This window comes from Mycobacterium zoologicum, assembly GCF_020181635.2.
Lineage (GTDB): Bacteria > Actinomycetota > Actinomycetes > Mycobacteriales > Mycobacteriaceae > Mycobacterium > Mycobacterium zoologicum.
On sequence record NZ_JAYJJS010000004.1, the window covers coordinates 179,467 to 201,877 of the forward strand.

Sequence of the window (22,411 nt, forward strand, 5' to 3'; positions counted from 1 at the left end):
AGACAGCAGCGTAGCGCCCCAGGTACGGCTCTACGCAGGTTCGACGCCGACGAACTGCCGCCATCGACAACGTTTCCGCCCACGGACCCACTCACACGCTAAATGTCGGTGCCATTCCCTACGCTGGGGACGTGGACTACCCGGCGATCGACGCGCTGCGAGAGCGGCACCCCGCGTGGCGGCTGCTGCGCGCCGGCAACGCCACGCTGATCTTGTCTTTCCTCGGCGCGTTCTTCGTCGAGAGCAACCGGGGCGGCTGCCCGGCTGGTGAGGTCGCGGCGGCGCTGGGGGATCACCTATACGCCTTGAACACCGCGAGTGATGATGTCGAGCAGCGCTTTCCGAAAGAGCCGCGGTCCTACCTGGAGGATTGGGCGGCCACCGACGCCGGCTATCTGAGGCGCTACTACCCGCCCGGCGATGACGACGTGCATTACGAGGTCACGCCCGCGTTCGAGAAGGCTTACGCATGGGTTACCTCACTACAGGGACGGTCCTTCGTGGGCACCGAATCGCGGCTGCACACCGTGGTCGAACTGTTGCGGCAGATCGTGCACGGCACCGAGGAGCAGGCCGATGTGCGCCTAGCCGAGCTGCGCCGTCGCCGCGAGGAGATCGATGCGCAGATCGCGGCGGTGGAATCCGGCGTGCTGACCTTGCTGGATGCGACGGCGGTGCGCGACCGCTACCAGCAACTGTCGGCCACCGCGCGCGAGCTGCTGTCCGATTTCCGTGAGGTGGAGGAGAACTTCCGGCTGCTCGACCGCGCGGCACGGGAGAAGATTGCCGCCTGGGACGGCTCCAAGGGCGAATTGTTGGCCGAGCTGGTCGGCAGCCGCTCCCAGATCGCTGGCTCCGATCAGGGCCGCAGCTTCGGATCGTTCTATGAATTCCTGCTGTCGGAGTCGCGTCAGATCGAGCTCACCGAGCTGCTCGCCAAGGTGTCAGCCCTGGACGCGATCGCTGCCGATGACCGGATCCGCGGCATTCACCACGACTGGTCGGAAGCCGCCGATCGCGCGCAGCGCACCGTCCGGCAGATCTCCGAACAGTTGCGCCGCTTCCTCGATGACCAGGTCTGGCTGGAGAACCGGCGCGTCCTGGAATTGGTCCGGGCTGTCGAGGTTGTCGCCCTTGACCTTCGCGGCAACCCTCCGCCCTTCGGCCTCGAAGTCGACCAGCCGGGCATCGAGATCGCACTGCCTTTCGAGCGCCCGCTGTATCAGCCCCCCGTCGCCGTAGCGGTCGAGAGCAAGATCCAGCAGGGGACCGAGGAAGTGGACGCCGATCTGCTGTTCTCTCAGACCTTCATCGACCAGGCCCGCCTGACCGAGATCATCCGCGACGTCCTGCCTGAGGGTTCCTCGGCGCTACTGTCGGATGTGGTTGCGATCCATCCGATCGAGAAGGGTGCGGCCGAGATCGTCGGCTACCTTGCGCTGGCCGACGACGACGTGGCGGTCGAGATGGATGCGGACGACGAGACGCTGCTGGACTACGTCGACCCCGCCGATCCAGAAGTAATCAAGCGGGCGCGGCTGCCGAAAGTGACGGTGCGACGCCGATGAGCAATGAACACGCGGTTGCCAGCGCGATCATCCGGCTGATGCAAGGTGTCGTCTACCGCGAGTCCGACGAGGACACCTGGGTGACGCTGGAACGGCTCGGCGCCGGTGTCCGCGATCATTTCGCCACCATCGGCGTCGACGTGGTCATTGACGACGCCGAAGGCTATGCCTATTTGCGGTCCCGATCGCAGGATGACGGCGACGACGTGCTGCCTCGGCTGGTCCGGCGGCGCGCACTGACCTACAACGTCAGCCTGCTGCTGGTGTTGCTGCGCAAGCGGCTCGTCGAATTCGAGACCATCGGCGCCGAAGGCAGGCTGGTGCTGACCACCGAGCAGATCGTGGAGATGCTGCGGCTGTTCCAGGCCGAGTCCACCAACGACGCCCGCGTCGTCGACCAGGCGGAGACCACCATCAAGAAGACGGCCGAGTTGGGCTTTCTGCGGCAAATGCGCGGGCAGCGTGACCACTGGGAGGTACGGCGAATCCTTAAGGCGTATGTCGACGCTGCGACGCTGTCGAACTTCGCGGCGAAACTGGAGGAATACGCCGGGGCGGGAGTAGACGATGAGTGATGGACTGTTCTCCGCGGTCGAGCTCGGCCCCGCCCCGCGGGCCGGCTACCGCCTGGCCTACGCGGAGGTTTACAACTGGGGCACCTTCGACAATCAGATCTGGCGGTTCACCCCCGGCACCGAAACCTCCCTGCTCACCGGCGATATCGGCTCAGGCAAGTCGACGGTCGTCGACGCGCTCACCACACTGCTGGTGCCGGCCCACAAGGCCGCCTACAACAAGGCCGCCGGCGCTGACGCCAAGGAACGCACCCTGCGCTCCTACGTCGAAGGCCACTACAAGTCGGAACGGGTCGAGGCCACCAGCAAGTCGCGTCCCAAGGGACTGCGGGAGAACCGCCGCACTTACTCGGTGATTCTCGGCGTATTCATCAACCACGGACACAACGAGACAGTGACCTTGGCGCAGGTCTTTCAACAGCGGGAGCCCACCGGCCAGCCCTACCGTTTCTACGTCACTGCGACCAAGGAACTCTCGGTCGCCACGGACTTCGCCGACTTCGGCACCGACTTGCGGGATCTTCGCAAAAGGTTGCGAGCGTCGGGGACCGAGATCTTCGACGAATTCCCCAAATACGCAACGTCGTTGCGTCGCCTACTGGGAGTGCGCTCGGAGCAGGCGCTGGAGCTGTTCCACCAGACGGTCTCGATGAAATCGGTCGGCAACCTCAACGACTTCGTGCGTGACCACATGCTCGAACCCAGCGACGCCAGTGCGCGTGTCGCGGACATCATCGCCCACTTCGACGACCTGACCAAGGCCCACGACGCCGTGAAGCGCGCCCGCGAGCAGTTGGAAGCTCTGGAGCCCATCGCGGCGACCGCCGCGAAATACGATGCCGCGCTTGCTGAACGCGACGCACTCGATCGCGAACGATCCGCGGTCGCACTGTTCATCGCCGAACTTCGCGCCGGTCTGTTCGCCGACGAGATTGCGGATCTAGAGGTCAAAGGCGCGGCGCTGTTGGCCGAGCAGGACACCGCCAAAGCCCGGCAACAGGTGATGACCGACGAACGCGAATCGCTCATCGAAGAACGTGCCAAGGCTGGCGGGGACCGTATCGGCGAGTTGGAGCGGCTGGCCCGCGAGGCGCAAACCCAAGCCGACAAACGTCGCGGTGCCCGCACCCTGTTCGACGCGGCCGTCGACGCCGCGGGGCTGAAACCCGTCACCGGCAGTGCGGAATTCGCGGCGCTGACCGCTGCGCTGCCCACCGAACGCACGCATCGACTCGACGACAAGCGTGCCCTCGACACCGCCACCTCCGAGCAGATCGGCCGCGAGCAGGACCTGCAGCGGAGATGTGACCTGCTCGCCGCCGAACTGACCAGCTTGGAGAACCGCACCAGCAACCTGCCTGTCGAACAGGTCGACGTGCGCGCGGAACTCTGCGCCGACCTCGGACTGACACCGGAAGATCTGCCCTACGCCGGTGAGCTCATCGACGTCGCCGATGAACACGCGCCATGGCGGGGCGCCGCCGAACGGGTGCTGCGCGGGTTCGCGCTGTCGCTGCTGGTGCCGCAACAACACTACGACGCCGTCACCGGCTGGGTGAACGGCCGACGGCTCACCTTCCGAGGCCGCGGCGGACAGGTGACCGGCGCCAAGCTGGTCTACGAACGGGTTCCCCGGCAACGAGTTCGGCTGCAACGACCGGTCAGCGACAGGCTGATACTCGCCGACTGCCTCGACGTCAAGGACGGACCGTTCCGGGATTACCTGGTCGATGAACTGACCAAGCGCGCCGACCACCGCTGCGCGGCTGACCTGGCGGAGTTCCGCAGTTGCAAGCGTGCCGTTACCCGCGAGGGCCAGGTGCGCTCCGGTGAGCGCCACGAAAAGGACGACCGGCACCGCCACGACGACCCGCGCCGGTGGGTGCTGGGCTGGGCCAACGAACGAAAGATCGCCGCGCTGTACGCCGAACGCACCGAGGCCGAAGATGAGCTTGCCGGTGTGGCCGCCGGACTCGCGCAGCTCATGTCGCGGCGTGACGGGCTGCAAGCGGGTTTGGAAGCGCTGGCCCGGCTGGAGACCTTCGGCTCCTGGACCGACCTGGATGCCGACGAAGCCGAGTTGCGTGCGAAAGACCATGACGCCGAACGGGTCCGACTACAGCAGGGGTCATCACGACTGGCGGAAATCACTCGAGCCCTCGTCGATAACGCCGAGCAGGCCCGCGTGGTGGGGGAGTTGATCGACAAGATCACCGGACAACTGGCCACCGCGCAGGCTACGAAAATCCAAGCCGAGCAAGGCAAAAAGCGTGACGACGACTTCGTGGCCGGCCGGCCCGAAGAGGAACTGATCGCCGCCCAGGCGTCGTATCCGGCCCTTGGTGAGCGGCTCGGGAAAAACCGTCCGGTGCGTGCGGTCGACTGCGCGGACACCGAGGTCGCGCTCTCAGCGGATCTGCACCGCCGGATCGAGCGTCGCACCGGCCAACTCAACGGTCACGCCCTGAACCTGGGGCAGTACATGAGCGACGTCCTGCGCCGCTGGCCCGAGTTCCGTGCGGACATGGACGCCACCGTCGAGGCCCGCGCCGATTTCCTGGCGCTGCGTGACCGCGTCGCCAACGACGATCTGCCGCGATTCGAAGCCGAGTTCAAAGAGCAGCTCAATAAGAACGCCATCCAGGAGCTGGCCGGGTTCAACAACTGGCTGGGTCGGCAGGCCGCGGCCATCGACGAGCGGGTCAACCGCATCAACGAAGCGCTCGGTGCGGTGCCCTACAACCCGGGCCGCTACATCAAGCTGGAGAAAGAGCCCACCACCAACAGCGATGTTGCGCAGTTCCGTTCGGAGCTGCGCAACCTGACCAACGACAGCCTCGCCGTCGACGGGGACCAGTACTCCGAGCAGCGCTTCCTCGATGTCAAACGGATCATCGAGCGATTCCGCGGCCGAGACGGCTACGCCGAATCCGACAAGAACTGGACTCGGCGCGTCACCGATGTACGCAAATTGGTTCGCATTCTCCGCCTCCGAACGCGACGCCGACACCGATATCGAGTGGGAGCACTACAGCGACTCCGACGGCAAGTCCGGCGGCCAGAAGGAGAAGCTCGCCTACACCATCCTCGCGGCATCGCTGGCGTACCAGTTCGGTCTGGAATGGGGTGTCGAACGATCACGCGACTTCCGGTTCGCGGTCATCGACGAGGCGTTCGGGCGCGGCTCGGACGTCTCGACCCGCTACGCGCTTGATCTCTTCGCGACGCTGGGCTTGCAGCTGTTGATCGTCACCCCGTTGCAGAAGGTGCACGTCATCGAGCCGTACGTGAAGGCTATCGGTTTCGTCGACAACCCGAGCGGTACGTTCTCGCGGCTGCAAACGATGACGATCGAGGAGTACCGGACCCGCCGCGACGGACGGCATTAATGGGGTGGACCACGCCAGAGGACATCGCCGCTAAGGTCCGACGCCGCTGGGCAGACGGATCGCTACTGCGCGGCTACGCCGACGGCGAGCCCTTCGCGCCGATCGAGGTGCCGCTGCGCGGCCCGAAACCCTCGCAGATCGGCGACGACATCTCCGCCGCCCGCGCCTGGGTGGCGGCCCTGGATGCCGGTCGGCGCGACGACACAAGGTACACGCTGGTCTGGCAGTCGATCGGCGGCAGGGCGGTCGGTCGCAACCGTCTGCCGCTTCGTGCGGTGGTGTCAGGTATTGAGCAGGCCTGGGTGCTGCTGGGGGTGGCGGCATCGGTGCGCCGGTTCGACGGGCTTTTGGCTCTCGCGCAAGGGTATCCGCTGGTGCGGCACTGGATCGTCGACAATCCGCATCGTGCCCTCGACCTGGGGTCGCAGCTGCCGCAGCTGATCGCCGCCTACGAGTGGCTGGACACGAACCGGGGCTCGCAGCGCTATCTGCGAGAGATCAGCGCACCCGGTGTGGACACCAAGTTCGCCGAGCGGCACCGCTCGGCTCTGGCGGCGATGCTGGGCGTCCCTTCGTCGGCGTCGGGATTCCTTTCCGGGCTTGGACTTCGGGCTAAACCCGGGTTGGTGCGGCTGCGGCCCGCACCGTCACTGGGGTTCCCGACATCGTTGACTGAGCTGGCGCTGCGTTCCGAGGAGCTGGCGCGGCTGGACGTGCAACCGGGGATCGTGATCATCGTGGAGAACGAGATCAGCTACCTGAGCCTTGAGGTTCCCGACGACGGGGTGGTGATCTGGGGCAAGGGTTTCGAGGTAGACGCCGTGGGCCGATTGCCGTGGCTGGCCGAAGCCGACGTCGTGTACTGGGGCGATATCGACACGCACGGGTTCGCCATCCTCGACCGGCTACGGGCTTGGTTGCCTTTGGCGCGTTCGGTGCTAATGGACCGGGAGACACTGCTGGCGCACTGTGATCGGTGGGTGACCGAGGACCGGCCGGCCCACTCGGCTCTCACCCGGCTGGCGACGGACGAGCAAGAGCTGTATGCCGACCTGGTCTCCGACGTGCTGGGGGAGCGTGTGAGGCTGGAGCAGGAGCGCATCGACTGGGGGTGGGTGCAGCAGCGGCTTCGATGTTGAGCGGCGAGCTCAGGCCAGCTGCAATCGCTCCGTGGGTTGCCCGGTAATCGCGGTGATCAGATCGAAGTCTTTGTCGACGTGCAGGATAGTCAGCCCGGCGAGTTCGGCAGTCGCGGCGAGGAGAAGGTCGGGGATCGACGGAGCACGGTGCTGACCGCGGTCAGCCAGCAAGGTCTGTACTTCGAGGGCGCGGTCCTCGATTCGCGGCTGCAGATACTCCACCGGAATCAAAGACACCGGTGGCTCACGCAGTTCGCGGCGGGCGATGTCGCCGGTCTGGCAGGAGAAGCCCACTTCCAGTCTGGTGACGGTGCTGATTCGGACGAGGCCTCGTCCGATGCGGTTGTGCCAGAGTCGGGGGTCGGCGCAGGCCGACAGTCGGACCAGGGCCGACTTGTCGATCAGCCACTGCTGCTCGGTCACCAGCCCCACGCTTTACGCATCAGCTCCTCGTCAGCGAGGGCGGCGCAGTTCTGCGCGAATCGCTCCATGTCCTCGGATGTGATCGACCGCCGCGGGGCGGCCGGTGTGGCCGCCAATTGGCGGCGCACGTACTCGACGCGGGAGAGGCCCAGTCGCTCGGCCTGTGCATCGAGGCGGGCGATCACGTCGTCGGGAACGTCACGGATCAGGAGATCGCTCATCTCACGATGATAGCAGTCGATATCGTTGCGCGGGGTGTGGAAACCACCTCACTCAAATCACCCACGGCGCAATCAATGTCATCGCCCCCAACACCGCCAGCCCGATGACGAAAGCCACCACCGTAAACCCCATCACCTGGCGGACATTGAGCTTCGCGATCGCCAGTAGCGGGAGCAGCCAGAACGGCTGGATCATGTTCGCCACGCCCTCGCCGACGGCCACAGCCATGGAGATCAATCCCAGATAGGCCGGCGACTGCTGCCCGATCGCCAGCGCGGAGTCGACCGCGATCGGGCCCTGCACCGCCCAGTGCCCTCCGCCGGACGGCACGAACAGGCTGATGATCACCGAGCCCAGGAACGTCAAGAACGGCAGCGTGTACTGCGTCGCGCCGGTCACGAGCATCTGGGCCAGCAGTGTTTGCAACGGCTTTGAGCCCTCGGAGCCCTGATAGGCGAGCAGGCCGACCAGGCCGCCGTACAGCGGATACTGCAGCAGCAGCGGGCCCGATACCTTCGCGGCGCCGGTGAACGCCCGGATGAACCGGATCGGGGTGTGGTGCAGCAGGGCGCTGGTGATGGTGAACAGCATGATCATCGACGAGATGTTCAGCGCGAAACCACTGGCCACGAAGTAGCTGATGCCCGCGGCGAACAGCAGCACGTTGAGGATCCACTGGTTCTCCAGCCATTCGGCGAACGTCGTGCCGGCCGATACATCAACGGCTGCTTCGTCTTCGAACACCGCGGGATCGGGGGCCAGGCTCTCGGAGGGTTCCATTCGCCACACCGCGAGCCCGAGTATCGCCAGCACGAGGATCACCGACAACCAGCTGTACGGCTGGAAGATGGTCTGGCTCAACGGCACGGTGAAGCCGGCGATCTTGTGGATCACGTTGATGGGGCTGCCCGAATCGGTGTTCGCCAGCGCGATCGACGACGAGAGCCCCTGCGTCCAGACGATGAAACCCATGAACGCCGCGGCGATCAGGTAGCCGAAATGCGAGTCGGGGAAACGCCGCGCCAGCTGCCGGGCCACCAGCGCTCCGGCAACCAGTCCGAGGCCCCAGTTCAGCAGGGAGGCAACGGCACTCACGGTGAAGCACAGCAGCGCGCCCTGCGCCTGAGTGCGCGGCAGCGCGGCGGCGCGAACGATGGCTCGCTTGAGAACCGGTGCCTCGGCCAGCGTGTATCCCGTCACCAGGATCAGCGCCATCTGGAAGGCGAAGGTGAAGATATTCGCCTGCCCCCAGACGCCGGAGTACCACGCCGTCAGCATGCCGTGGGCGGATGCTCCGGGCACCAGCGCGGCGACCAGCCCGGCGACGATGAGCGTCAGGATCACCGCGAACAGATACGGGTCGGGCATCAGGCGCTCGACGTAGCGGACGCTGAGCCCGGTGAGCGATTGCATGACGCCCCGACGTCGGGTTCGCAGCTCGGTCATCGCGCCAACGATAGATGCCGCGGCTGCCCGGGGCGGGTCAACGCGGAGACACTGCAGCCGTCCGCAGCGCGGCAGCGATGTCGTCGAGTGCGCGGGCGGCGTCGTCGAAGGGCCAGCGGATGAACTCGTGGATCATGCCCGGGTAGCGGATGACGGTGGTGAGAACTCCAGCAGCCCGAAGCCGGGTGCCGTATTCCTCGCCTTCGTCGCGCAATGCGTCGTATTCGGCGGTGATGATCAGCGCCGGTGGCAGTCCGTCGAGTGCCGTGGCCAGCAGCGGCGAGACGTGTCCGTCCAGCTTTTCATGCTCGGCGTTGAGGTAGTGGTTCATGAACCACTGCTGCGTCGGTCGGCTGATGTTGCCGTATTTGCCGGCGAACTCCCGGATGGAGACGTTGCTGCGCCGGAAATCCACGTCGGGATAGATCAGCACTTGGGCTGCGATCTCGGGGCCACCGGCGTCGCGGGCGAGCAGTGCGACCACCGCCGCGAGATTGCCTCCGGCACTGTCGCCGGCGACCGCGAGGTTCGTACCGTCGCCGCCGAAGTCCGCCGCGTGCGCGGCCACCCAGCGCGTGGCGGCGAAACCGGCATTGATCGCGGCCGGATATTTTTGCTCCGGGGACAGCGGATAGTCCACGGAGACGACGACGCGACTGGTGCGGTTGGCCAGTGCTCGGGCCAGGCTGTCGTGGGTGTTCAGGTCGCCGAGTACGTAGCCACCGCCGTGGAAGAAGACGAGGACAGGCAGCGCCCGGTCCGGCTGCGGGTGATAGATCCGGATCGCCAACTCACCGGATGGGGTGGCAATGACGTGATCCTGCACGGCGGCAACGGCTTCGCCGGGGCCCAGGGCTTGGGTCATGAGTCGCATACCCTGGCGAACCTGCTCCGGGGTGAAGTCGTGCAGGTCGGCGAAGTTGCTGCCGGCCAGTCGATCGAGATGTGCTTTGACCTGCGGATGTAGCGTCATGATGGAGGTTTCCTTTCGCTGGGGGCGGGGGTGTCGCTAGTATCTGACTTGAACCACACTTCAAGTCAAGGAACGGACAATGCTGCTGGACATCGCCGAGGTGACCAAGCGATCGGGCCTGGCGTCATCGGCCCTGAGGTTCTACGAGCGGCGTGGATTGATCACCTCGGGGGAGCGCAACGGTCTGCGCCGCACCTACGAGCCGGCGGTGCTCGACCGGCTCGCGCTGATCGGCTGCGCCAAGTCGGCCGGGTTCACCCTGGCCCAGATCGAGCGATTCCTGTCGGCCACACCCAGCGACACCGAACTGCGGGTCCGAATGGCCGAGAAAGCCAGTCAGCTCGACGAGGAGATCGCGCGTCTCACCCGGATGCGCGACAGCCTCACCCATGCCGTCACCTGTACCCACACGCCGCTGGTGGAGTGCCCAGAGTTCAAGGCGCGCATCGCCGATACCGACGGTGACTCATAGTCACCTCACAGTTGCACGTCCACTAGGGTCGTCCCATCGACATACCGGGAGGGCGCATGCCGTTCGAGGCACATCTGAATCGTTGGCGGGTCGCGCGCCTAGTCGCCCTCGCGGTGGCGTTGCTGCTGGGCGGGGTGCGGCTCGCGGGAGGCTTCGGGCCGATCGACGCGGTGCGTGGGGTTCCACCCGAAACCCTGCACGTGATCGGCTGGATCGGGATCGTGTTCTTCGGTCTCGGCCTGGTGATGATGGTTCCGCAGCTCTTCCAGTCCGGCGTCGAGGTTCGCATCGACGCCGAAGGTGTCTACGGGCGGCGCTACTGCAAACGGGTGATTCCGTGGAGCGCGATCGAACGCATAGCCACCGTCGACATGGGCCGGATCCAGATCGCCTACCTGTACCTCAACGACCCGGAAAACCACCCGCCCGACGGCGTCGCGGGCTGGATCCGACGGGCAACCCGGGGACTGGGGACGAAAACCTTTGGTGACGTTTCGGTCACGCTGCAGAACACCGATGGGAACATCGCCGACATGCGCGCCGCCTTCGACCATTTCGCGCCGGGCAGGCGCCAAGACCCCGCTGCCTAGCGCCCCGGACGAAAGGTTCCACCATGGCCGGTCTCTACCACGCCGCGCTCATCTTCCTGATCGTCCTGACGATCGTCACCTTCGCCGGCAGCTTCTGGTTCACCAATCCCTACGGCCGGTTCGCCGGCCCGGATCAGCGCTTCACGCTGCCCGGCAAGATCAGCTGGCTGATGTTCGAATGCCCGCAGTGGTGGGCGTTCACCGTGACGTTCTGGCTCGTGGCGCACCGGCATGGACCGCCGGCGGTCGTGTTGTACGCGCTGTGGCAGTGCCACTACCTCTACCGCGGACTGCTCTATCCGCTCAGCCGCAAGGGCGATGGCAAGCGGTTCCCCATCTCGGGTATCGCCTTCGGCTTCATCTTCAACGCCGTCAACGGTTTCGCCAACGGCTACGCGGTGGCGCTGGCCCCGCACCTGCAGCAGGAGCGCTGGTTCGTCGACCCCCGATTCATCCTGGGGCTGGTGATCGCGGTGATCGGCTGGGCGATCAATTTCCAGGCCGACCGCATCCTGATCGGGCTGCGCGCCGACGGCAGCAGCGGGTACAGCATCCCGTACGGCGGGGTGTATCGCTGGGTGTCCTCGGGCAACTATTTCGGTGAGCTCATCTTGTGGGCGGGCTGGGCGATCATGGCCTGGACCGTTCCCGGCCTGATCTTCCTGCTCTTCTCCATCGCCAACCTGGGCCCACGGGCGATGGCGACCCACAAGTGGTACCGGCAGCAGTTCCCCGACTACCCGCCCAACCGCAAGGCACTCATCCCGGGCCTGCTCTAGATATAAAGGCGCACAGCCGAAATCGCGCCCCGGTCAGCGGAGTCGCGAGCGAACTCGAACAACCCCACCCCGCGCCTGCCGTTCAGCCGCACCGTGGCAGTCACGGTGTGTCCGGCGGCAAGCAGCTTGTCGACCGCGAGATGCTGTGCAGTTGAGACGAACTCGGCAACCGTGGCCTTGGTGACGCCGTCGGTGCTCAGCGTGGCGTTCGGTGCCAGCAGGGCGGAAACCGTTGGCACATCGGTGCGGCCCAGTGCCGCGACCAGATCCTCGACCCGGCGCTTGCCACGCTTGCGAACCCCGGACAGGCCGCGGAGGAAGCCGGCGCAGCCGGAGAGCCCCTGATGACGAAGCAGTTGCGGGCCCAGGATGACCGACGCCAACAGTCCACGACCACCTGAGGTCAGCAGCTGCCCGATCATCTTCTGCAGTTCCCAATGAGCGAACAGCCGCTGGATCTTCGGCGCGTTGTCCGGCCCTTCGGAGACAAGGTCATAGCGCAGGTGCATCGGGATGTGCATGGTCACACCCGTGGACATCGTGGTACGCACCGTGAGGTCTCGAAACACCGACATCCCCGCGACCACATCGTTGGCGACGTCGAACTCGATGGTGTTCGGTGCGATGAAGGTGTCGAAGAAACGCCCGATGGCTTCCGGGCCGACATGGGGAGTCGACCCGACGGGGTCGTTCACCTGCCCGTCGGCGGCGAAGAGCCCGACCCAGGCCGATTTATCGTGTACTGCAACTGCCTTCGGCGACTGTTCGACGGCGTCGAGCAACGCACTGGAGCTATGCGGAAAACTACTGTCCGGCATCGCGGTTCCTCTCGTTTCGAAGATCTAGGTACTGGTCCGGCGGGCCCGTGATCTCACCACAACACCGGAACGCCGGCAAGGCCGGCGAATGCGGCATCACCGGTGATCAGGGTCATGGATCCGATGATTGCCTGGGCCGCGAGCATGCGATCGAACGGGTCCCGATGGTCCCAGTCGAGTCGTCCGGCCAGGAGTGCGTGCTCCTCGGTGATCGGCAATCTGGTGGCGCCTAAGCGGTCAAGATGCCTGGAATAGGCGCCAAGGATTGCGTCTGCTTGAGGAAGCTTGCCCAGCCGCTGCTTGGTGGACAGTTCCCAGGCTGACACCGTCGACACAACGATGGGGACGGATCGGTCGGTGAGGACTTCGCGAGCCTCGCGTCCCAGGCGGGCCGGGGCCGTGAGCGCCCACAGCACAGCATGGGTGTCCAGCAGGTACGTCACTGCCATGCGGTGAGTTCTTCTTCGGGCAGTGGGTCGAAGAACGCCTCGGGAACCACATAAGCGACGAAGCCGAGTTCGCGGTCGCCTGGGCTGGCGAGCGGGATCAGTCGGGCGGCCGGGTGGTCGCCGCGGGCGATGACGAATTCTTCGCCGCCCTCGACGGCGGCGATCATCGCGGACAGGTGTGTCTTCGCATACTGGACCTTGACCTGCTTCATGACACCGATGCTAGGTGGTTGACCAAGGTTGGTCAATATTGTTGGTCAACTCGTGTGCGGGATGGGGGTCAGTCGCGCATCCGCAGCACGACCTTGCCGGCCGCCGTGCGGTTCTCCAACGCCGCCAAGGCATCTGCGGCCTGCTCCAGGCCGAATACGTCCGGCTGGGGAGCGGGCACCTTCCCCGATGCCAACAACGTCTCCAGCGTCGACCACTGCCGCTGCAGCTCGCCCGGATGAGACATCACCCAGGCGCCCCAGCCGACGCCGACGACGTCGATGTTGTTGAGCAGCAGCCGGTTCACCTTGACCGTCGGGATCTCGCCGCCGGTGAAGCCCACCACCAGCAGTTTCCCGCCCGGGGCCAGCGAACGCAGCGAGTCGGTGAACCGGTCGCCGCCGACCGGGTCGAGCACCAGATCCACGCCCCGCCCACCGGTCAGCCCGGACACCGCCTCGCGGAACCCGTCGGCCAGCACCGTGTCGGTGGCGCCGGCGGCCAGGGCGGTCTCGGCCTTGGCCGCGGTGGACACCACTGCGATCACCCGCGACGCGCCGAGCGGCCCGGCCAGTCGCAATGTCGACGTGCCGATCCCCCCGGCGGCGCCGTGTACCAGCAGCGTCTGGCCCTCGGTCAGCCCGGCGCGCGTGGTCAGCGCGAACAACACCGTGAGGTCGTTGAACAGCAGACCCGCTCCGGCTTCGAACGACACCGTGTCGGGCAGCTTGAACACCTGCTCGGCGGGCAGCGCGATCACCTGCGCCATCGCTCCGTTGAGCATGGTCAGCGCCGCCACCCGGTCACCGGCTTGGACATGGGCGCCCGGCGGAGCGCTGCGGACCACTCCGGCTGCCTCCCCGCCGGGAACGAAGGGCAGTGGGGGCTTGTGCTGGTACAGCCCGCGGGACTGCAGCACGTCGGGGAACGCCACCCCTGCGGCGTGGACTTCTACGACCACGACGTCACTGGCCCCGTTGTCGGCGGGTTCATCGAGATCGACCACCCGGGCGGCCGACGGTCCATCGAGCTGGGAAATCTGTACCGCGCGCATCGGGGTCCCTTCGTCGGCCGGACAGCAGTGGCTACCGAAAAACCTAGACCACCGGGCGTAGACTCACGAGGCGGCAGTGTGGCCGCAGCTCTGATGAGGTGGCAATGAGTTCTCCGAAATCCCGTCGGCGGGTCCGTGATGAGAAGACCTCGGCGGCGTTGCCGCCCGGTCGCACCATTGCGGTTCGCGCCGCCGACGGAACCAAACTGCATACCCAGGTCTTCGGGCCCTCCGACGGGTATCCGATTGTTCTGGCACACGGCATCACCTGCGCCATCCGGGTCTGGGGGCATCAGATCGCCGATCTGAGCTCCGATTTCCGGGTGATCGCCTACGACCACCGTGGCCATGGCGGCAGTGGGGTGCCCAAGAGCGGTGGCTACAGCCTGACCCACCTGGCATCGGACCTCGACTCGGTGCTCGAAGCCACGTTGGCGCCGGGGGAGCGCGCCGTCATCGCCGGACACTCGATGGGCGGTATCGCCATCAGCGCCTGGTCGGACCGCTACCGGCACCGGGTTTCCGAGCGCGCCGACGCGGTCGCGCTGATCAACACCACCACCGGCGAGCTGCTCGAGCTGGTCAAGCTCTTCCCGGTGCCGCCGCCGTTGCAGCAGACCCGGGTTCAGGCGGCACGCCGAGCGCTGCTCGCTTTCGGCAGCGTCCCGATCGTCGGGCCGGCCAACCTCGCGGTCCGGCAGTTCGTGCACATGCTCGCCGTCGGTGGCGAGGCGGACCCGACAGTGTCGGCGTTGATCTGCGACCTGTTCGCCAAGACCCCGGCCGCCAGCCGCGGTCACTGGGTGCGGGTGCTGGTCGACGCGCTCGGACCGTCGCACATCAGCCTGGCGGGACTCACGGTGCCCACCCTGGTCATCGGCAGCACCCGCGACAGGCTGCTGCCGATCGCCGCATCGCGGCGAATCGCCTCGGCCGCACCGAGTCTCACCAAGTTCGTTGAGATGAGTGGGGGGCACTGCTCGATCCTCGAGCACCCGGGGGCGGTCAATAAGGAACTTCGCGGCCTCGTTGAGCTGGCCACCGGATTCGCCGACGGCCTGGCCGACGAGCGCGAAGTCGGCTCGTAGCGGCGTTGAGGGTTCTCACCGCGCTGAGCGGACTGACCGGTGTCGTCGAGCAGGCGACCCAGTTGCGCGATGCCGGCGTCAGCGGCGTCTTCACCTTCGAAGGCCCGCATGACGTGTTCGCGCCGCTGACCCTGGCCGCCGGTGTGGGTGGCCTGGACCTTATGACCAACGTCGCGATCGGGTTCCCGCGCAACCCGATTCACCTGGCGCACCAGGCCAACGACCACCAGTTGCTCAGCGGCGGGCGATTCGCGCTGGGGCTGGGCACCCAGATTCGCGCCCAGATCGAGAAGCGATTCGGCGCAGCCTTCGACCACCCGGTGGATCGCATGGTCGAACTGGTCGCGGCGCTGCGGGCGATCTTCGAATCGTGGAACACCGGTGCCCGCTTGGACTTTCGCGGCGACTACTACCGGCACACCCTGATGACCCCCACCTTCAGTCCTGGGCCGAACCCCTACGGTGCCCCGCCGATCTACGTCGGCGCGCTGGGCCCGCGCCTGACCCGTGCCGCCGCCGCGCACGCCGACGGGCTGTTGGTGATGCCGTTCTCCAGCAAGCGATTCCTGCGAGACTCGACGATGTCAGCGGTGAATGCCGGGCTGACCCGGGCCGGCCGCAGGCCGCACGACTTTGCGGTGATCCCGGAGATCATCGTGGCCACCGGGGCCACCGACGCCGAACTGCGAGCCGCCGAAGCCGCCACCCGAAAGCTGCTCGGCTTCTACGCCTCCACCCCCGCCTACGCACCGGTGCTCGCCGCGCACGGCTGGGAAGACCTGCAGCCCGAGCTCAACGCGTTGTCCAAGCAGGGCCGTTGGGCGCAGATGGGCGAGCTGATCGACGACGACGTGCTGCACACCATCGCCGCGTGCGGCACCCCCGCGCAGGTGGCCGCCCACATCCGTGACCGGGTCGAAGGCATCTCCGACACCGTCTGCGTCTACCAGGCCGCGCCGGTCGCCCCGGCCGTGATCGGCGAGATCGTCGCCAACCTCGGTTAGGGCTGCGTCAGGGCGCCATGGTGACCCAGTCGGGGAATCCCGTCGGGTCGTGGCGGCCCAGCACACCGTGCTCGTAGAGCCCCCAGCCCTCCACCGGGGCGGCGTCGCCGTCGCGGCACACCGCGCGCCCTACGTGGTCGATCATCCCGAAGCTGGTGCGCCCGATGATGCCGGGATCGGTCATGTCGTAGGTGAGTCGTTCGGTGAACTTCTCGCCCTTCCACTCGCCGTGCAGCCAGTCGGCGTCGCCGCCGTACCCGCCGCCGACGTGAATGGGCACCGGCAGTTTGGATTCCACCTCGAAGAGGACCGGCGTGCCGTCCGGCCGGGTGGCCTCGATGGTGGCACCGGTGGCGATGCGGGTGCCCGAGCGGTAACGGGTGGAGATCCGCGGCCAGCCCAGTTGCTCGACGCGGCCGTCGCGCCAGACCCGGGTGCAGTCGTTGAGTGAGCGGAAGCCGTCGGGCTCCTCCTGGATGATCATCACCACCGCGAAGTCCTCGAACGCCATCGGCACGTACAGCCACCACATGCCGTCGAACGGCGGGTCGGCGGGCCGGCCCGCGGGTTCGCGTTCGCCGACCGGACGAATACCCCAGGACCGGTCCCGGGAGCCGATCCAGACGGCGGGGTCTACGGCGATCTCCTCACCGTCGATCACGATCTGCCCGCTCCAGGCGCCCAATTGGGCGAAGCGCTGCGCGTCCAGGGTCACCCGGGTGCCGGTCCGCAGGATGTGCCGCTGCTCCTGCACCGGGTCGAACAGGCCTTCCCAGCGCAGATCCAGTGCGATGCCCTGGGTCTCGTCCATGACCACCCGCAGGCAGCGCAGCGGGTCGGTGACCTCGATGCGGTAGTTGCCGATGCGCTGGTTGAGCCGGTCTTGATCGATGGCGTCGGACAGGTGCACCGCGGTCTGGGTGTCGCCGCGGCGAACCAGCACGTAGGCGTCCTTGACGCCGAGGTTGGGGTAGTAGCCGCAGCCGGTGATCAAGAAGATGTCGCCGGTGCGGTCGTGGGCGTTGAGGTAGCAGCGGTCGTAGAAGTTGCGGTCCGATGAACCCGGCCAGGCGATCGGTTGCGGCAGTTGGTGAACGGGGTATTCGTCGAGGGGGCCCAGCATCAGTTCTGTTCTCCGATCAGCTTTTTCAGCAACCCGGCGTGGTAGAAGAGCGATTCGGGGTCTTCCGGCTTGTCCATCTCCCCGAAGTGCACCCGGCGGGCCCCGGTGCGCATGAACACGATCGCCCACATCACGCCCGCGTAGACGTAGAACCACTGCAGGTCACCGAGTTCGACGCCGGTGAGCTTGCGGTAGGTGGCTCGCACGTCGTCTTCGCGCATCACCTGGGGCAGTCCGGCGAATCCGGCGAGTCCGGCGAGTTCCTCGAACACTGCGTGGGCGAATATCGGCCATGACACGTCCAATTCGCGTGGCCCCAGTGAGACCATCTCCCAGTCCAGCACGGCAACCGGACTGAAGTCGCGGTAGAGCACGTTGCCGATCCGGGAGTCGCCCCAGCACAGCACCGTGTCGCCGGCGGCCGCCTCGGCCGGCCAGTTCGCCTCCAGCCACGCGAAGCTGCGGTCCAGCAGCGGTGAGCGGCCGATGTCGGGTACCGCGAACTCGTACCACGCCCGGATTCGGTCGAAGTGCCGGTGCAGCGCGGTCGGCCCGCTGCGGTCGCCTTCGTCGAGGAAGCCGAATGTCTTCACCGCGTCGGGGATCGAGTGCAGGGTGGCAAGAACCTCAATGGTGGAGTCCTGCAGGGTGCGTTGCTGCGCTGCGGTCGCGTCGGCGAACCAGTTGTTGCCGAATGTGTAGGGCATGACATCGGGGGGGACCTCGCCGTCGACGCGGTCCATCAGGAAGAACGGCCGGCCCAGCACCTCGCCGGTGTTCTCGATCCAGCGGACCTGCGGCACCGGAACATCCGTGAGCTCACCGACCAGGCGCATCACCTCGAACTGGTGGTCCAGCCGGTAGGACGTGAACACCGGGACGTCTTCGTCAGACGGTGCCACCCGCATGACCCAACGCTGGGTGACCGGGCTCCCGTCGGCCTGCCAGCGGCCGGTCAGCATGATCGTCTCCGACGACATGCCGTTGGTGTCGACGCCGCTTTCCACGGTGATCTCCGGCGTGATTCCGCCGGGCAACTGTGTGGCAAGCCAGCGAGACATTACGGTGGGCAGGGTGGTGATATCGCGGCTGGAACGCTGGATCCGGCCGACGTCCTTCTCCACAGTCGGTTGGTCGACCACGGGTTGATCCTCCGTCAGTTAATTACGATACGACAGGTAGCGTTATGAAACCAGAAGCTTCATCGGTTGACAAGGGACCCGGGGCGGGCAGGCCTCGGGACCCTCGTATCGACGCTGCCATATTGCGGGCCGCTGCGGAACTGGTTGTCGAAGTCGGATATTCGAATCTGAGCCTGGCGGCCGTCGCCGAACGGGCCGGGACCACCAAGACCGCGTTGTACCGCCGGTGGCCGAGCAAGGCCGAACTGGTGCACGAGGCCGCATTCGCGGTGCCGCCGAGTGCGGTGACCGCGCCGCCCGGCGACGTGGCCGGCGACCTGCGGGCGATGATGGCAGGCGCGCGCGATTCGTTCACCAACCCGGTCGTCCGGGCCGCCCTGCCCGGTCTGATCGCGGACATGGCCGGCAACGCCGAGCTGACCGCGCGCATCATGGAGCGCTTCGCGGGCCTGTTCGAGGTGATGCGCTACTGGGTGGCCGACTCGATCGGCCGCGGTGACGCACGCGCAGACGTGGACCCCGATCGACTGGTCGAATTGATCGGTGGCGCAACACTGCTGGGAATGATGCTGCGCCCCGGTGAGGATCTGGACGGTGACTGGGTGGAGCGCACCGCCGCCATCATCACCCACGGCGTCGCGGTCTAGGGCCATGTCGACGCCTGTCGCGCCCGCCGCACCACTGCCCTTTCCGGCCGACTGGGACTCGCTGCTGGTGTTGGTCCCGCACCCCGACGATCCCGAATACGGCACGGCCGCCGCGGTTGCGAAATGGACCGCCGCCGGCAAGGCCGTGCGTTACGCCCTGGCCAGCAGCGGGGAAGTGGGCATCGCCGGTATGGCCCCTGAGCAGGCCGGGCCGCTGCGGGAGGACGAGCAACGGCGGGCCGCCGCGATCGTGGGGGTAGGAGACGTCGACTTCTGGGGATTTCCGGACAGCAAGATCCACAACACGGCGGCGCTGCGTGGCAAGATCGCTTCGGTGATCAGCGAGGTCCGGCCCGACGTGGTGGTGACGATATACGGCGGCGCGGAGTTTAGGCCGGGAGCGCCCAACCAACGCGATCACATCGAGTTCGCGGCCGCGGTCACCGACGCCTGGGACTCGCTGGCGGACCCGCCGCCGTGGTTGTTCCAGAACGGGCCGGAACCCACTCATGCCGAGATGGTCGGCGACTACCTCGACGCGGCAGTCGATTCGCTGGCCGCGCACGAGGTCTACCTGTCGGTACTCGACCCGTCCACCCCGGTGCGCGAACAGGCCGGCGCCGTGGTCGCGATGACGACGTCGGGTCACGCGCGCGGGCCGGCGGCCGGATTCATCCTGCAGCGGAGCACCCAGCGATGAGCGGACCCGACCGGCAACTGCGTATCGGCGTGATCGGTGCCGCGCGGATCACGCCCGACTCGCTGATCAAGCCCGCGGCCGCCAATGCCGAGGTGGTCGTGAGCGCGGTGGCGGCACGCGACCCCGACCGGGCGCGAGCCTTCGCCGCCAAGCACGGCATCGCCCGGGTGCATGACAGCTACGACGCGCTTATCGCCGACCCGGACATCGACGCCGTCTACATCCCGCTGCCGAATAACCTGCACGGGCGGTGGACCCTGGCCGCGGTGGCCGCCGGCAAACATGTGCTCTGCGAGAAGCCGTTCACCGCCAACGCCGACGAAGCCCGGGAGGTCGCCGCGGTGACGGCGCGCAGCGACCGGGTGGTGATGGAGGCGTTTCACTACCGCTACCACCCGATGACCCTGCGCATCGAGGAGATCATCGCCTCGGGGGAGTTGGGCACACTGCAGCGGGTCGAGGCCGCGCTGAGCTTCCCGGTGCCCAAGTCCTCTGACATCCGCTTTCAGTACCCGCTCGCCGGCGGCGCGTTGATGGACGCCGGCTGCTATCCGATTCACATGCTCCGAACCTTCGGTGGGGGCACCCCGGAAGTCGTTGCCGCCCAGGCGAAACTGCGTGGCCCGTCGATCGATCGGGCCATGACCGCGCAGTTGCGCTTCCCGGCGGGGCACACCGGCGCCATCAGCTGTTCGCTGTGGTCGTCGAGCCTGCTGAAGGTCAGTGCCCGGGTGATCGGTGACCGCGGCGAACTGCGGGCGTTCAACCCGCTGATGCCGCAGTACTTCCATCGGCTGAAGGTCCAGTCGCAGCAGGGCAAGCGCGTCGAGCGATTCGACCACAAGGCGTCCTACGCCTACCAACTCGACGCTTTCGCCGACAGTGTACTGCGTGGAGCGCCGGTGCGGACGACACCTGCGGATGCGATCGAGAACATGACCGTCATCGATGCGATCTACCGCGTCGTCGGTCTGCCGTTGCGCCAGCCGAGCTGAGCTGTCAGCGCGCGAATTGTGTCGCGGCGTCGGCCAGTTCGAGCAGCGGCTGCGGCAGCACGCCCAACGTCACGGTGATCGCCGCGCACAGCGCAATGGCTGCCTTGCTCCACACACTGGGCGGCACCAGCTGCGGCGGATCGTCGGGGCTGTCGGTGAAGAACATCAGCACGATCACCCGGACGTAGAAGTAGGCGGCCACACCGCTGGTGATCACACCGATCACCACCAGCGGGGCGGCGCCGCCCTGCGCGGCGGCGGAGAACACGGCGAACTTGCTAACGAACCCACTGGTCAGCGGAATACCCGCGAATGCCAGCAGGAACATCGAAAACAGCAGGCCCACAATCGGATAACGACGGCCGAAGCCGGCCCACTGCGACATGTCGAGTTCCTCGGCACCGCCGGAGCGGCGGACCAGGTTCACCACGGCGAACGCACCCACCGTCGAGAAACTGTAGGCGACCAGGTAGAACAGCGTCGAGGAGATTCCCGCCGGGATCGCCGAGAGCACGCCGGTCAGCACGAAACCCACATGGGCGACCGAGGAGTAGGCCAGCATCCGCTTGACGTCGGTCTGGGTGATGGCCGCGAGGGTGGCGACCAGCATGGTCAAGATCGAGATCACCCACAGCAGCGGACGCCACTGATCGTGCAGCGCAGGCAATCCGACGTAGACGATACGCAGCATCGCCCCGAACGCGGCGACCTTGGTTGCGGCCGCCATGAATCCGGTGATCGGGGTCGGCGCACCGACATAGACGTCGGGAACCCAGGAGTGGAACGGCACCGCGCCGACCTTGAAGAACAGTCCCACCAATACCAGTGCCGCGCCGATCAGTGCCAACGGATCAGCGCTGTGGGAGAACAGTTGATCGCCGATCTCCGGCAGGGCCAGCGCCCCGGTCGCGCCGTAGATCAGCGCGATCCCGAACAGGAACAGCGCGGAGGAGAACGCCCCGAGCAGGAAGTACTTCAGCGCCGCTTCCTGTGACAGCAGGCGACGGTGGCGGGCCAGCCCGCACAGCAGATACAGCGGCAGCGAGAGCACTTCCAGGGCGACGAACAGGGTCACCAGGTCGTTGGCGGCCACGAACACCAGCATGCCGCCGACCGCCAGGATGGTCAGCGGGAAGACCTCGGTCTGGGTGACCCCGGTACGTGCCGCGTCCAGCTCGTTGACACTGCCCGGGACGGCCGAGGCCTGCGGGGTGAACGAATCCAGACCCGCTTGCGGGCGAACCGGAGCGATCGCCGCACCGGGCCCCTCCGGCAGACCGGTACCGATACTGCGTTCGGCGATGAAGATGACGGCCATGATCCCGACCAGCAGGATGACGCCCTGCAACACCAATGCCGGGCGGTCGATTGCCACCGCACCCAGCACCACGAGGCGGCCTGCGGCGGGTGTCTCACGGCCCACCATGACGACTGCGGCGAACGCGGCGGCCAATCCGGCGACGGCCAGCAGCACCTGCGTCAGGTAGCGCCCCCGGCGCCCGACGAACGCTTCGGCGAGCACGCCGAGCACCGCGGTGCCGAACACGATCAACAGCGGTAGCACCAGCGCGTATTCGATGGATGGGGTGGGCATGCTCGACATGA

The 22,411-nt window shown here is 66.8% G+C and carries 22 protein-coding genes and 1 pseudogene; 12 read left to right on the plus strand and 11 right to left on the minus strand.

Features of this window, described 5'->3' with window-relative positions:
* Window positions 1-131: 131 nt before the first annotated feature.
* From K6T84_RS05070 to K6T84_RS05085, 4 genes and pseudogenes are all read left to right on the plus strand, one after another.
* Complete coding sequence (locus K6T84_RS05070) at window positions 132-1,568, plus strand: DUF3375 domain-containing protein (protein ID WP_224861730.1); 1,437 nt, start codon at window positions 132-134, stop codon at window positions 1,566-1,568.
* Complete coding sequence (locus tag K6T84_RS05075; RefSeq protein WP_225396729.1) at window positions 1,565-2,143, plus strand: DUF4194 domain-containing protein; 579 nt, start codon at window positions 1,565-1,567, stop codon at window positions 2,141-2,143. Before K6T84_RS05070 ends, K6T84_RS05075 begins: the two co-directional genes overlap by 4 nt.
* Window positions 2,136-5,532 (plus strand): annotated as a pseudogene (locus tag K6T84_RS05080) (ATP-binding protein). The gene K6T84_RS05075 and the pseudogene K6T84_RS05080 overlap by 8 nt, the downstream one beginning before the upstream one ends.
* Window positions 5,532-6,671, plus strand: a complete 1,140-nt coding sequence (locus tag K6T84_RS05085) for a Wadjet anti-phage system protein JetD domain-containing protein (protein ID WP_224861724.1) — start codon at window positions 5,532-5,534, stop codon at window positions 6,669-6,671. Before K6T84_RS05080 ends, K6T84_RS05085 begins: the two are co-directional and overlap by 1 nt.
* A 9-nt stretch (window positions 6,672-6,680) precedes the next feature.
* Here the strand turns inward: K6T84_RS05085 and K6T84_RS05090 are convergent, their stop codons facing one another.
* Genes K6T84_RS05090 through lipP1 form a run of 4 tightly spaced genes read right to left on the minus strand, consistent with a single transcriptional unit; the run spans window position 6,681 to window position 9,735 of the window.
* Window positions 6,681-7,094, minus strand: a complete 414-nt coding sequence (locus K6T84_RS05090) for a PIN domain-containing protein (protein ID WP_225396727.1) — start codon at window positions 7,092-7,094, stop codon at window positions 6,681-6,683.
* Window positions 7,091-7,315 (minus strand): type II toxin-antitoxin system VapB family antitoxin, encoded by a 225-nt coding sequence (gene vapB, locus K6T84_RS05095; RefSeq protein WP_224861720.1) that lies wholly within the window; start codon window positions 7,313-7,315, stop codon window positions 7,091-7,093. Before vapB ends, K6T84_RS05090 begins: the two co-directional genes overlap by 4 nt.
* A 52-nt stretch (window positions 7,316-7,367) precedes the next feature.
* On the minus strand, window positions 7,368-8,762 hold the full coding sequence (locus K6T84_RS05100) for a TIGR00366 family protein (RefSeq protein WP_225400414.1): 1,395 nt from the start codon (window positions 8,760-8,762) through the stop codon (window positions 7,368-7,370).
* A 37-nt stretch (window positions 8,763-8,799) separates the two neighbouring features.
* On the minus strand, window positions 8,800-9,735 hold the full coding sequence (gene lipP1, locus K6T84_RS05105) for a LipP1 family hormone-sensitive lipase (protein WP_224861716.1): 936 nt from the start codon (window positions 9,733-9,735) through the stop codon (window positions 8,800-8,802).
* 79 nt (window positions 9,736-9,814) lie between these two features.
* On the opposite strand from lipP1, the gene K6T84_RS05110 reads away from it, so the two are divergent.
* Genes K6T84_RS05110 through K6T84_RS05120 form a run of 3 tightly spaced genes read left to right on the plus strand, consistent with a single transcriptional unit; the run spans window position 9,815 to window position 11,576 of the window.
* On the plus strand, window positions 9,815-10,207 hold the full coding sequence (locus K6T84_RS05110) for a MerR family transcriptional regulator (protein ID WP_224861714.1): 393 nt from the start codon (window positions 9,815-9,817) through the stop codon (window positions 10,205-10,207).
* A 56-nt stretch (window positions 10,208-10,263) separates the two neighbouring features.
* On the plus strand, window positions 10,264-10,797 hold the full coding sequence (locus K6T84_RS05115) for an STM3941 family protein (RefSeq protein ID WP_225400413.1): 534 nt from the start codon (window positions 10,264-10,266) through the stop codon (window positions 10,795-10,797).
* Between the two features lie 23 nt (window positions 10,798-10,820).
* Window positions 10,821-11,576 (plus strand): DUF1295 domain-containing protein, encoded by a 756-nt coding sequence (locus K6T84_RS05120; RefSeq protein WP_225400412.1) that lies wholly within the window; start codon window positions 10,821-10,823, stop codon window positions 11,574-11,576.
* Here K6T84_RS05120 and K6T84_RS05125 read toward each other — a convergent pair.
* The 4 genes from K6T84_RS05125 to K6T84_RS05140 form a co-directional block, all read right to left on the minus strand.
* Window positions 11,573-12,394: a nuclear transport factor 2 family protein gene (locus K6T84_RS05125; protein ID WP_225396725.1), complete on the minus strand. Its 822-nt coding sequence runs from the start codon at window positions 12,392-12,394 to the stop codon at window positions 11,573-11,575. The two genes, K6T84_RS05120 and K6T84_RS05125, sit on opposite strands and share 4 nt — an antisense overlap.
* Window positions 12,395-12,447: 53 nt before the next feature.
* The gene (locus K6T84_RS05130; RefSeq protein WP_224861707.1) at window positions 12,448-12,843 is read right to left on the minus strand and encodes a type II toxin-antitoxin system VapC family toxin; all 396 of its coding nucleotides are present in this window, start codon (window positions 12,841-12,843) and stop codon (window positions 12,448-12,450) included.
* Window positions 12,834-13,055 carry a type II toxin-antitoxin system Phd/YefM family antitoxin gene (locus K6T84_RS05135; protein WP_224861705.1) on the minus strand — a complete coding sequence of 74 codons (222 nt, stop codon included), beginning with the start codon at window positions 13,053-13,055 and terminating at the stop codon, window positions 12,834-12,836. Before K6T84_RS05135 ends, K6T84_RS05130 begins: the two co-directional genes overlap by 10 nt.
* A gap of 68 nt (window positions 13,056-13,123) precedes the next feature.
* Window positions 13,124-14,107, minus strand: coding sequence for an NADPH:quinone oxidoreductase family protein (locus tag K6T84_RS05140; protein WP_224861703.1), 984 nt, complete (start codon window positions 14,105-14,107; stop codon window positions 13,124-13,126).
* Between the two features lie 104 nt (window positions 14,108-14,211).
* Between K6T84_RS05140 and K6T84_RS05145 the strand changes: the two genes are divergently transcribed.
* Window positions 14,212-15,195: an alpha/beta fold hydrolase gene (locus K6T84_RS05145; protein ID WP_225400411.1), complete on the plus strand. Its 984-nt coding sequence runs from the start codon at window positions 14,212-14,214 to the stop codon at window positions 15,193-15,195.
* Between the two features lie 5 nt (window positions 15,196-15,200).
* Window positions 15,201-16,199, plus strand: coding sequence for a TIGR03617 family F420-dependent LLM class oxidoreductase (locus K6T84_RS05150; protein ID WP_225400410.1), 999 nt, complete (start codon window positions 15,201-15,203; stop codon window positions 16,197-16,199).
* A gap of 7 nt (window positions 16,200-16,206) precedes the next feature.
* Here K6T84_RS05150 and K6T84_RS05155 read toward each other — a convergent pair whose 3' ends face one another.
* Window positions 16,207-17,322, minus strand: coding sequence for an Rv3169 family protein (locus K6T84_RS05155; RefSeq protein WP_225400409.1), 1,116 nt, complete (start codon window positions 17,320-17,322; stop codon window positions 16,207-16,209).
* Window positions 17,322-18,464, minus strand: coding sequence for a phosphotransferase family protein (locus tag K6T84_RS05160; protein ID WP_224861696.1), 1,143 nt, complete (start codon window positions 18,462-18,464; stop codon window positions 17,322-17,324). The genes K6T84_RS05155 and K6T84_RS05160 overlap by 1 nt, the downstream gene beginning before the upstream one ends.
* Before the next feature lie 44 nt (window positions 18,465-18,508).
* Between K6T84_RS05160 and K6T84_RS05165 the strand changes: the two genes are divergently transcribed.
* The 3 genes from K6T84_RS05165 to K6T84_RS05175 are packed head-to-tail and all read left to right on the plus strand — an operon-like array spanning window position 18,509 to window position 20,806.
* Window positions 18,509-19,111: a TetR/AcrR family transcriptional regulator gene (locus K6T84_RS05165; protein WP_224861694.1), complete on the plus strand. Its 603-nt coding sequence runs from the start codon at window positions 18,509-18,511 to the stop codon at window positions 19,109-19,111.
* A gap of 4 nt (window positions 19,112-19,115) precedes the next feature.
* On the plus strand, window positions 19,116-19,811 hold the full coding sequence (locus tag K6T84_RS05170; RefSeq protein WP_225400408.1) for a PIG-L deacetylase family protein: 696 nt from the start codon (window positions 19,116-19,118) through the stop codon (window positions 19,809-19,811).
* Window positions 19,808-20,806, plus strand: a complete 999-nt coding sequence (locus tag K6T84_RS05175; RefSeq protein ID WP_225396717.1) for a Gfo/Idh/MocA family protein — start codon at window positions 19,808-19,810, stop codon at window positions 20,804-20,806. Before K6T84_RS05170 ends, K6T84_RS05175 begins: the two co-directional genes overlap by 4 nt.
* Window positions 20,807-20,810: 4 nt before the next feature.
* On the opposite strand, the gene nuoN is transcribed toward K6T84_RS05175, so the two are convergent.
* Complete coding sequence (nuoN, locus tag K6T84_RS05180) at window positions 20,811-22,409, minus strand: NADH-quinone oxidoreductase subunit NuoN (protein WP_224861688.1); 1,599 nt, start codon at window positions 22,407-22,409, stop codon at window positions 20,811-20,813.
* Window positions 22,410-22,411: the final 2 nt, after the last annotated feature.